The sequence below is a fragment of the Paraciimarium castrense LEGE 11436 genome (genome assembly GCF_056633055.1).
This window is the reverse complement of the sequence record NZ_JBSJOW010000013.1, coordinates 1-9,990: the sequence shown is the minus strand read 5'-3', so window position 1 is coordinate 9,990 and position 9,990 is coordinate 1. Positions and strand designations below refer to the sequence as shown.

Sequence of the window (9,990 nt, the reverse complement as noted above, 5' to 3'; positions counted from 1 at the left end):
CTGGGCGGAGGTGCTGGGGCACGGGGAGTTCGGCACCACGGACAACTTCTTTGCGGTTGGCGGCCACTCGCTGCTGACGATGCGGCTGAAAGACCTGGTGGATGAGGTGGCCAAAGACGACCTGCCGTTGGCCCGCTATTTCGCTTGCCCAACCATTGCCTTGTTCGCGCAGTATCTGCAGCAAGACCCCGGTTCTGAAGGAGCACCTGGGCCATCAGCTTCGCAATCAACGCCCACGGCCTGCGCGCCTGCTGCTTATTCCAGCCATGGTGTGTTGCCTCCTCGGATTGACAGCTTTGTGCGGCAGCAGTTGGTGATGCTCGAGCGCTGGCCTGGAGAACTCGCACCTGGTCACCAATTCGTTCGAACCATCGCCCATCAGGAGGGGCTGCCAGGCCTCTTCTGGTGTTTTCAAGGAGCCAATGAGTATGAAAGCCTTGCTGAGGCCCTGGGGCCGGGACTTCGTATGCATGGAATGCGATCGGCCCATGGCCTGGAGGGAAGTGGCCAGCTGTATCTCAATCCAGCGCTTCTGCATCATGTTGCGGAGCTGTATGTACGCGAGATCCTCGATCTTCAATCTCCAGATCAGCCGTATGTTGTTGGTGGCAACTGCCAGGCTGGCATCATCGCTAACGCGGTGGCCTGGCACTTGCTTGCCCACGGCAGGCGCGTCCGAAAACTGATCCTGATGGAGCCATCGATGTCGCTCATTCGCAAGAGGATCTTGCGCTGGAGTAACGACACGCTGATCCTCTATGGCACCGACAGTGACCTGAACCCGTTCCGCCATCCTGCAGAGCAACCATCCTCGTCGCAGGCCCACAACGGCCACGCATCGCCCGGGGAGAATTCGGGCGTGCTCAGCGAACGGCTTGTGCGGCGAGACCTGGGCAGGGCGTTCGGCAGGAAGGGGTATGACGTGGCCTTCATCCCTGGACTGCATGGCGCGTTCTTTGAGTCGTCGAACATCCCTGGCTTGGCCAGGGCCGTGAGATCTGCTGTGCTCAGCTCCTCGCCCGAGCCCCAGCCATGAGCTGGTGGATCGGGGAGGGCAGCCTCACGCCTCAGGTGCTGTCATTGGAGTCGGCAGCTGAGCTCGCAGCCCCGTTCTCCCTTCCAGCTTGCGTTGGGCCGGGCCTCGGCGATCAGCCGTTGCTCTACTGCCTGGATCGCCGCAGCGGCGTGGCGCCAGATCTCCGGGCCGAGTGGGAGGCCAGCCTCTCACCGGCTGAACGCCAGCGCCATGCTGGCTATCGCCTGGTGGCCGACCGCGATCGCTTCCTGCTGGGCCGGGGGTTGGTGCGTGAGGTGCTGGGGCGCTGGCTGCACATCGCCCCGGCGGATGTGGTGTTCGAACTCGGGCAGCACGGCAAGCCCCACTGTCCGGGCGGGCCTCAGTTCAATGTGAGTCATTCCGGAGATCTCATCCTGCTGGCCCTGCATCCCAGTCGGCCCGTGGGGGTGGATGTGGAGCAGCACCGCCCCGGGATCGATTGGCCGCCGATCGCCAGGCGGGTGTTCTCCAGCGCCCAGGTTGAGGCGCTCTTGCAAGGCCCCTCCGCCCAGCACGGCCAGGCTTTTCTGCAGGGCTGGTGTCTGCTCGAGGCCGGGCTCAAGGCCAGTGGCCTGGGTTTCGCCGGCCATGGCGCGGCCTCAGCGCCGGCTCAGCTCCCTCTGAAGCGCTGGAGCGTGGCGCTGCCGGCCGGCTACTGCGGAGCCCTGGCGCTGCTCGGCGCAGGGCCCGAGGCTGAAACGTCGGCCGCCGCTGGCAGAGGCGCCGCTGGCCTCATCCGCCATGGCTGATCAGCCACCTGCGATCCCGGCGTCCCCCGGGGCCTTCCGCGGTGGCGTTGCGGCGGCCCGGGCCGCCATGCAGCAGATCGATCCTTTGGCCTACGGCGCCAGCCGCAACCACCTCGACGGCGCCGTCACGCGCCTCTCGCCCTACCTCCGCCATGGCGTGCTCACCCTGGCGGAGGTGCGTGAGGCGGTGTTCACCTGGTTGCGGCAGCGGGGCTACGCCAGCCCCGAGCGCCGGGCCGAGGGCCGCCGCGTGGCCGGCAAGCTGATCAGCGAGCTGGGCTGGCGCGACTACTGGCAGCGGCTTTGGCTGCAGCTCGGCGATGGCATCTGGCACGACCTCGAGCCGCTCAAGACGGGCCATGCGGCCTGGGTCTACGCCCCGGAACTGCCCGCCGATGTGGCTGCAGCCGCCACCGGCCTGGCCTGCATGGATGCCTGCGCCGGCGAGCTCATGGCCCGCGGCTGGCTGCACAACCACGCCCGCCTGTGGCTGGCCAGCTACCTGGTGCACTGGCGCCGGGTGCGCTGGCAGGCCGGTGCCCGCTGGTTTCTGCAGCACCTGCTGGATGGCGATCCGGCCAGCAACAACCTCAGCTGGCAGTGGGTGGCCAGCAGCTTCAGCAGCAAGCCCTACATCTTCAACCGGGCCAATCTGGAGCGCTTCGGCGGTGACCGCCACTGCCGCGACTGTGCCCTGGCAGGGGCCGGCTGTCCCTTTGAGGCCAGTTATGAAGAGCTCCAGCAGCGCCTGTTCGCGCCGGCTCCCTCCCCGGAAGCTGGCGCCGCCCCTGCAGCAGCTGCCCCCACTGCCGCCCTTGCCAACGCTGCTGCCGGCGCCGCGCGTAGGCCATCTCTGCTCGCTGCGCCTTCGGCGGCGGCGGCCGGGCCCGCGCCGCGCCGCCCGTTGGTGTGGGTGCACCCTGAGGCCCTGGGCCCCAGCAATCCAGCCCTCAAGGCCTGGCCCGCCGCGCCGGCCCTGGTGGTGCTCGATCCCGCCCTGCTCGCCGGCTGGGGGCCCAGCCGCCTGCGCGACGGCTTTGTGCGGCAGTGCGCCCTGGAGTTGCCGGTGGAACTGCGCCAGGGGGAAACGGCCGAGCAGGTGCTCGCCATTGCGGCTGCCCATGGCGCCGATGCGGTGGTCACCAGCCCGGGAGTGGATCCGCGCCTCGGGGCGATCGCGGCTCGCCTGGCGGAGTGGCTGCCCCTGGTGGTGCTGGAGCCCGAGCCCTTTGTGCGGCTGGAGTCGCCCCCCGATCTGCGCCGCTTCTCGCGCTACTGGCGCAAGGCCGAGCCCCTGGTGTGGCGCCGCTTCCTCACGGGCTGATGAGCTCAAGCCCTGGGCTCAATCCCCGGGTTCCGTGGCCTCCTTGAGAAAGGCCTCCTCCCGCTCGAGCACGGCGGCGGGATCGCTGAGCAGATCCGGCTCCTCCAGCAGCGGGAAGGCCTCCACCTGCACCTGTTCGGGCGTCAGGGGCGGCTCCAGCCAGCGGAAGCTGCGCTTGGGATCGGCGTCCTTGCAGAGGGCCTCACTCTGCTGGCGCAGGACCCGGCGCACATCGCTGCGCGCCACGGCCTCGAAGAACTCCTGGCGGCTGGCCAGCCCCGAACTGAACGGAGCCGTGCCGTTGCCGTTGAACAGCCGCGCCGGGTCGGGCGTCCAGCGGGGCTGGCAGATGCCGCTCTCGCGGGTGTCGGTGTCGATCCAGATGTGCAGGCCGTAGCCATCGGGCTGGCTCACCACCGCCAGGCCGTCGTGGGGCACGCTGCGCTGCAGGGGAAAGATCGCCCAGCTGGCCTGGCGGTGGGCCGGCACGCAGCCGGCGCTGAGCAGCAACCCCGCCAGAGCCGCGCTGGCCTGCAGGGAAGAGGTCTTTAGCGTGAGGGCAGGCATCGATGAAGGAACAGGCCCATGGCGCTGACGCCGTCCACCATGCTGCCGTTGGGCACGCCCCTGCCGTTCGGAGTGATCAGCGCCCAGCTGGCCACTGGTGCTGCCCAGCAGGTGAGTGGCGAACCGCTCGACCTCGATGGCCTGGCCAGGGGCCCCGTGTTGGTGTTGTTTCTGTGTGAGCACTGCCCCTTCGTGAAGCACGTGGAACAGGAGCTCAGCCGCCTTGAGGCGGATGTGGCCGGCCCGCCGCCGCGGCTGCGGATCCTGGCGATCTCGAGCAACAGCCTGCAGACCCACCCCCAGGACGGCGCCGAGGGTCTCAGGACCCAGGCGGCTCGCCACGGCTGGACCTTCCCCTACCTGCTGGATGGCCACCAGGAGATCGCCCGGGCCTTCCGGGCCGCCTGCACCCCCGATCCCTACCTCTTCTCCCCGGCTGACGACGGCGCTCTGCGGCTGGTGTATCGCGGCCAGCTCGATGACAGCCGCCCTGGCCAGGGCCGGCCCGCTGATGGCAAGGATCTGCGCGCTGCCCTCGCGGCCCTTGAGGCTGGAGGCACTCCGGCTGGGGAGCAGCGCCCCGCCATCGGCTGCAACATCAAGTGGGATCCAGGTTCAGAACCGGAATGGGCCCGCTGATCCCTGCCGCTCATTGCCTTTATGGTGAGCCGCATGCAGGTGCCACCCTTCAGCCTCGGTGAGCAGATCCAGGAGCTGGGTGGCGCACTGGATGACGCCGTGTTGACCGTGCTGCGTAGCGGCCAGTACATCGGCGGCCCCACGATCGCCGCCTTCGAGGCTGCCTTCGCCGAGGCCTGCGGCGTGCCCCACGCGGTGGGCTGCAACAGCGGCACCGACTCCCTGGTGCTCGCCCTGCGCGGCCTCGGCATCGGCCCCGGCGATGAGGTGATCACCGCCTCCTTCAGCTTCTTTGCCACCGCCGAGGCGGTCAGCGCCGTAGGGGCCACGCCGGTGTTCGTGGACGTGGACCCCGCCACCTACCTGATCGATCTGGATCTGATCGAGGCGGCGATCACCCCGGCCACCCGGGCCTTGCTGCCCGTGCATCTGTTCGGCCGCCCGGTGGACATGGAGCGCATTGGCGCCATCGCCACGCGCCATGGCCTCAAGGTGGTGGAAGACTGCGCCCAGGCCACCGGCGCCCGCTGGGCCGGACGGCCGGTGGGCAGCTGGGGCGATGCGGGCTGCTTCAGCTTCTTCCCCACCAAGAATCTCGGTGCCGCCGGCGATGGCGGGGCAGTGGTGTGCCGCGATGCGGCCCTGGCCCAGCGGGTGCGGGAGCTGGCGGTGCACGGCATGCCGCGCCGCTACCTGCACACCGATCTCGGCTACAACAGCCGCCTCGATGCCCTGCAGGCGGCGGTGCTGGCCGTGAAGCTGCCCCACCTGAGCCGCTGGCTGGACTCCCGCCGGGCCATCGCCTCCCGTTACCTCAGCCAGCTGGCGGGGCTGCCCGGGGTGGCCCTGCCGGCGGCCGGGCCTGAGGGCCACAGCTGGAACCAGTTCGTGCTGCGGGTGCCGGCCTGCCCGATCGGCGCCCCGGCCTGTGGCGCCCGCGGAGAGGCGCCCTGCGACCCCGCTGCCAACACGGACGCCTTCGGCCTGCCCCAGGGCTGCTGCCGCGACTGGCTCAAGCAGCAGCTGCAGGAGGCGGGCGTGAGCACGATCATCTACTACCCGATTCCCATTCATCGCCAGCCGGCCTACGCCGCCCTGGGCTATGGCCCCGGCAGCCTGCCGGTCACCGAGCGGCTCTGCGCCGAGGTGCTGAGCCTGCCGATCTTCCCGGAGCTCTCCCAGGCCCAGCAGCAACGGGTTGTAGAGGCCCTGGGCCAGCTGCTGGCGCGCCCCGGCGACGCTGCCGCGCCCAGCAGCCTGCCGGATCGGGCCAGCTGCGCGGTCTGAACCCACAATCCCTGATCCCCGCTCCACTGGATCAGCTGGGTTCTGCCTGACCTGCTGGCTCGAGGTCCTGCTCCAGGCTGATCACGCGGCGGATCTCATCGCTCACGAACCCCAGCATCGAGGGGTTCCGCACCCCCGGCAGGGTGATCACGTCGTAGAGCTCCTCCACCAGCCCCTCCAGCCGGATCCAGTGCACCGCATCGCCTGTGCGCAGGTCCACCACCTGGATGCCGCAGCGGGCCTCGGCCTGGCGGCTGCGCAGGGCCTCATCGAGCGGCAGGCCCGAGAACGTCTTGTTGTGGCGGGGTTTGGAGGTGCCCAGCAGGGCGAAGTCGCCATGGAAGGCCACGCCGCGCAGGTAACCGGCGCAGAAGCTGAGCGGCTCGAACCGGCCACTGGCCAGATCGATCCAGCCGAATTCGCCGGTGCCGGAATTGCACACCCAGAGCCGGTCGCGGTACCAGCGGGGGGAGTGGGGCATTGAGAGGCCGGCGGCGATCACCTCTCCGCTGGGCACATCGATCAGCACGCCGCCATCGGCGCGGTGGTCGCGCCAGCCATCGGTGCTGTCGGAGCGGCTCACCGCACTCACCGTGGCCAGTGCGCCATCGCGCAGGGCCAGGCCATTGAGATGGCAGCGGTCTTCCGCCGCCAGCCGGCTGATGAACGGCGGCTGCCACACCGGCCGGAAGCTATGGGTGTCGCTGAGGGTGGCCACGCAGCTGAACAGGGTGTTGGCAAACAGCAGCCGGCCGCTGCTCTCCACCGCCATGTCGTGGATGTCGCAGTCGCCGGTGGTGTGGCCCAGCTGGGGCACATAGAGCCGGTCGTAGCCGTTCTGCCCCTCGCCGGGGGCGAACACGTTCTCGAAGCGCCAGATCTGGTAGAGGCTGCTCAGGTAAAAGCCATTGGCGCCAGGCTCACCGCTGGGGCAGAGGCCCATGCAGCGGTTGAAGCTGCGCTCGAACACCGCCAGCTCGCCGTTGGGCTTGAGGCCGAGGCTGAACAGCTTGCCGATCTGATAAGTGGTGAAGGCCAGCGAGAGCTGCTGCTCCGCCATCCAGGCCAGCAGCTGGCGGGAGGTGGTGATTTCGAAGGCCGGAGCGGCGCTGGACATCGGTGGGGCGGTGGCTGGGGACGGGCTGGTCGAGGCGTGATCGACCCCATCGGGGGAGAGGCCGGCGCGGACGGCGGGTGGCGGCGGCCCCGGCTCCCACTTGCGGCGGCCACACTGGCAGCCCCTGCCACCAGCCGGAGCTGCCAGTGTGGCCGCCGCTGGCATGGATCAGATCGATCGGCCACACGCCCAGCCTGAGCCTGGCCGCCAGGGCCGTGCGGTAGAGATCCAGATCGTAGAAGTGAAAGTCGAAGCCGGGATCGAAGTTCAAGCCAGCCGCCTGCAGCACCCCGGCCCTGGCGGCCGTTACCGGCCACACCCACCAGATCGAAGCTCTGCAGCCCCTTCTGCAGCACCGCGTCGAGCGGTTGATGGCCGAGCCACAGGTCGTCGTGGCAGAACACCACGAGGCTCTCCGGCCGGGTCTCCGCCAGGGCGGCGTTGTAGATCGCTCCCAGCCCCCGGCTGTTCCGGAAGACGATCCGCTGCTCATAACCCTGGTGCTGCGGCAGGGCCAGGGAGCGGCCCAGCAGGGTGTCGCTGGCGAAGGCCTCCGCGGAGCAGCGCGTGGCGGAAACAAGCCGCGGGGCGGCGGGCGGGCTGCTCATGACTGGGTTGCGGGTGTGGCGGGTTCAGCCCTCAGCAGCCTGGAGCCCGGCGCCTCGATCCGGGCACGCCAGGCACGCCGCAGCAGCCGTTCGAAATCGCGGCTGTAGGCCTCGATGGCGCCCAGGGGGGAGCTGGCCATGCGCTCGCGCAGCGCCGCGCGTTGGCAACGCAGGTCTTGCACCTGGGCGGCCAGCTCCAGGGCGATGCGCCGGTAGGCCTCCGCATCGGCGCCGATCCACTGGGGCCGGCCCAGACTGCGCAGGAAGCTGGCCCCCATGCGCGACACGAAATTCCCCCCCTCGAGGCTGATCAGCGGCACCCCCATCCACAGCGCCTGCAGCGACGTGGTGCCGCCGTTGTAGGGAAAGGGATCCAGAGCAATGTCGATCCGGCCGTAGGCCTGCATCATCTGGCCCAGCTCGCTCGGGCCCTCCAGCAACAGCCGCTCGGCGGCGATGCCGTGTTCCGCGAACAGCACCCGAAACCGCCGCTGCACCGCCCCATCCCGCAGCGACGGCGCCTTGAGCAGCAGCAGCGAACCCGGCAGGGCCGCCAGCATCTGGGCCCACAGGGCGATGGTGCTGGGGGAGAGCTTCATCACGTTGTTGAACGAGCCGAACACCAGCGGCGCCTCCGCTGGGCGCGCCGGCGGCAGTGGATAGGCGTCAACCGGGGCCCAGCAGAACACGCTGTGGGGCAGCTGGGCGATGCCCTCGCTGAACAGATCGCCATGTGCAGCGGGGGCCACGGTGGGATCGCCGATCAGCCAGTCGACCGTGCTCAGCCCGGTGGAGTGGGGATAGCCCAGGAAGCTGGCCTGCACCGGCGCCGCCCGCAACGCCAGCACACCGAGGCGGTGGTGGCTGGTGTGGCCTGCCAGGTCGAGCAGGATGTCGATCCGGTCGTTGAGGATGCGACGCTGCAGGGCTGCGTCGTCGAGCGGGGCGGCCTCGATCCAGTGGTCGGCGCTCTGGCGGGCCAGGCGGGTGACCTCATCCACCATGCCGCCGCTGGCATACACGAACAGCTCGAACTGCTCGCGGTCGAGCCGCTGCATCAGAGGCAGCATGAACAGGGCCACCGGATGCTGGCGGTGGAAATCACTGGAGAGCAGCCCCAGCCGCAGGCGCCGCTGCGGATCGCGGGCCTGGGCGAACACCGGCGCCGGCGGCTGGGCGCTGGTGATCGGCGCGCACAGCTCCCGATGCAGGCCCGCCACCTCGGTGGGGCTGAGGTGGTCGCAGTAGAGCGAGGCCATGGCGATCGAGGAGGCCAGCCGTGAGCCGGGCTCGCCCAGCTGCTCGTGGTGCCGCCGCAGCGCCTCGAAATGCTCCCGGGCGTCGCCGAGCCGCCCCGGCAGGGCATTGAGCAGGTAAGGAATCTCGGTGTTGGCGGGGTCGAGGGCCAGCACCCGGCGGCCCAGCTCCTGGGCTTCGCTGAGGTTGTACACCTCCCAGTGCAGCTGGGCGAGCTGCACCAGGGTGGGCAGATTGGCCGGCTGGAGGCTGAGGGCCTTCTCGAGGATGGCGATCGCCTCCTGCCAGTAGTTGTTGGCGTACACCCGCTCAGCCAGCAGGCGCAGGAAGGACGGGTTGCCGGAGAGGGACGCGCGGGTGAAGGCCTTCTCGGCGGCGGCGGTGTTGCCCAGCTGCAGCAGCGCCTCGCCCAGGTAGAGCATGGAGCCATGGCGCTGGGGCTGCAGGTTCAGCAGGCCCTTGAAGGCCTCCACCGCTGCCTGGGGATCGCCGGCCTGCAGGCGCCAGAGGCCCAGCCAGTGGAGGGTTTCGCCGGCGATCGGCTCGAGCTGGGTGGCCGTGGCGAGATCGGCGCGTTGGGGCGGCCCCTGCCACCAGCGCAGCCAGAGCAGCCAGCTGAGCCAGTCGCCCGGGTTTTGCTGCAGCCACTGCTCCAGGGCGGTGCGCTGCTGGGCCCGGGCCTCGCTGCCTGCGGGCCCCAGCAGGGGATCGGGATCGGGGTAGGCCAGGGGTTGGGCCGGCAGGGCCATGCCCAGCGCCTGGATCTGGGGCCGAAGAGTGGGATCAAGCCTGCAGGCCTGCCGGGCCACAGCCCTGGCCTGCCAGGCCAGGCTGTGGTGCTGATAGGCCCGGGCCAGCTCCAGCCAGAGGGGCGGCTGCAGCGGATCGTGCCGTAGCTGGGCCCAGAGGTCACCAACCCGGAGCGCGGGCTGCACAGGGGGTGTCCTCAAGGTTCAGGGATCAGAGCACAAGGGCCGGGCTGGGGTCGAAGGGATCGGTGCTGAGCAGCGGTGGTTGGAGGGGATTGGCTTCTGGGGCTGGGGCCGGCGGCAGCAGGGGTTCCGGTTGGAGTGGGGAGAAGGTGGTGGGGAGGGGATCGGGGCTGAAGGGCTCGCCGCTGCTGCCGGGTCCGGTGCCTGCGGCGGAGTCGCTGGCTGATGGGCTGGAGCTGGAGCCGGCGGTGCTGGGGGCTGGCAGGCCCGTGACAGGGTCGGTGAATGCTGCGCTGGGGGCTGGCGGCGCTTGAGGGAATGCTGGCAGCCCGGTGATCGGATCGGTGCTGGAGAGCCAGCCGGCGGTTTCTAGGGTGCCATCACTATTGAGGTCAACTCCAGAGGCAGGATCAAGAGCGGTGGTGCTGATGCCGCCGCCATCGAGGTCAAGCA

General features: G+C 69.9%; 8 protein-coding genes and 1 pseudogene. 5 read left to right on the top strand and 4 right to left on the bottom strand.

What is annotated here, in order from left to right:
* The 3 genes from ACWJIO_RS13815 to ACWJIO_RS13805 form a co-directional block, all read left to right on the top strand.
* Positions 1–1,036 (top strand): phosphopantetheine-binding protein (locus ACWJIO_RS13815; RefSeq protein ID WP_480314368.1); only part of this gene is annotated, 1,036 nt, incomplete at its 5' end.
* Positions 1,033–1,806, top strand: a complete 774-nt coding sequence (locus ACWJIO_RS13810; RefSeq protein ID WP_480314366.1) for a 4'-phosphopantetheinyl transferase family protein — start codon at positions 1,033–1,035, stop codon at positions 1,804–1,806. The genes ACWJIO_RS13815 and ACWJIO_RS13810, both read left to right, overlap by 4 nt.
* A complete protein-coding gene (locus tag ACWJIO_RS13805; protein WP_480314364.1) occupies positions 1,799–3,130 on the top strand; it encodes an FAD-binding domain-containing protein in 1,332 nt (443 codons plus the stop codon). The genes ACWJIO_RS13810 and ACWJIO_RS13805 overlap by 8 nt, the downstream gene beginning before the upstream one ends.
* Positions 3,131–3,148: 18 nt before the next feature.
* Here the strand turns inward: ACWJIO_RS13805 and ACWJIO_RS13800 are convergent, their stop codons facing one another.
* A complete protein-coding gene (locus tag ACWJIO_RS13800) occupies positions 3,149–3,697 on the bottom strand; it encodes a hypothetical protein (protein ID WP_480314362.1) in 549 nt (182 codons plus the stop codon).
* An 18-nt stretch (positions 3,698–3,715) separates the two neighbouring features.
* Here ACWJIO_RS13800 and ACWJIO_RS13795 point away from each other — a divergent pair, with 18 nt between their 5' ends.
* Together ACWJIO_RS13795 and ACWJIO_RS13790 are read left to right on the top strand one after the other, a co-directional pair.
* A complete protein-coding gene (locus tag ACWJIO_RS13795) occupies positions 3,716–4,336 on the top strand; it encodes a thioredoxin family protein (protein WP_480314360.1) in 621 nt (206 codons plus the stop codon).
* A 33-nt stretch (positions 4,337–4,369) separates the two neighbouring features.
* The gene (locus tag ACWJIO_RS13790) at positions 4,370–5,623 is read left to right on the top strand and encodes a DegT/DnrJ/EryC1/StrS family aminotransferase (RefSeq protein ID WP_480314358.1); all 1,254 of its coding nucleotides are present in this window, start codon (positions 4,370–4,372) and stop codon (positions 5,621–5,623) included.
* Between the two features lie 31 nt (positions 5,624–5,654).
* Here the strand turns inward: ACWJIO_RS13790 and ACWJIO_RS13785 are convergent, their stop codons facing one another.
* From ACWJIO_RS13785 to ACWJIO_RS13775, 3 genes and pseudogenes are all read right to left on the bottom strand, one after another.
* Positions 5,655–6,740, bottom strand: a complete 1,086-nt coding sequence (locus ACWJIO_RS13785) for a TIGR03032 family protein (RefSeq protein WP_480314356.1) — start codon at positions 6,738–6,740, stop codon at positions 5,655–5,657.
* Between the two features lie 604 nt (positions 6,741–7,344).
* A complete protein-coding gene (locus ACWJIO_RS13780; protein WP_480314354.1) occupies positions 7,345–9,555 on the bottom strand; it encodes an O-linked N-acetylglucosamine transferase, SPINDLY family protein in 2,211 nt (736 codons plus the stop codon).
* Positions 9,556–9,565: 10 nt separating this feature from the next.
* Positions 9,566–9,990: pseudogene (locus ACWJIO_RS13775) on the bottom strand (hypothetical protein); the annotation flags it as partial.

Excerpts from the sequence above, each read along its gene's own strand:
- ACWJIO_RS13795 (WP_480314360.1), top strand. The coding sequence starts at position 3,716 with ATGGCGCTGACGCCGTCCACCATGCTGCCGTTGGGCACGCCCCTGCCG.
- ACWJIO_RS13800 (WP_480314362.1), bottom strand. The coding sequence starts at position 3,697 with ATGCCTGCCCTCACGCTAAAGACCTCTTCCCTGCAGGCCAGCGCGGCT.
- ACWJIO_RS13785 (WP_480314356.1), bottom strand. The coding sequence starts at position 6,740 with ATGTCCAGCGCCGCTCCGGCCTTCGAAATCACCACCTCCCGCCAGCTG.
- ACWJIO_RS13790 (WP_480314358.1), top strand. The coding sequence starts at position 4,370 with ATGCAGGTGCCACCCTTCAGCCTCGGTGAGCAGATCCAGGAGCTGGGT.
- ACWJIO_RS13810 (WP_480314366.1), top strand. The coding sequence starts at position 1,033 with ATGAGCTGGTGGATCGGGGAGGGCAGCCTCACGCCTCAGGTGCTGTCA.
- ACWJIO_RS13805 (WP_480314364.1), top strand. The coding sequence starts at position 1,799 with ATGGCTGATCAGCCACCTGCGATCCCGGCGTCCCCCGGGGCCTTCCGC.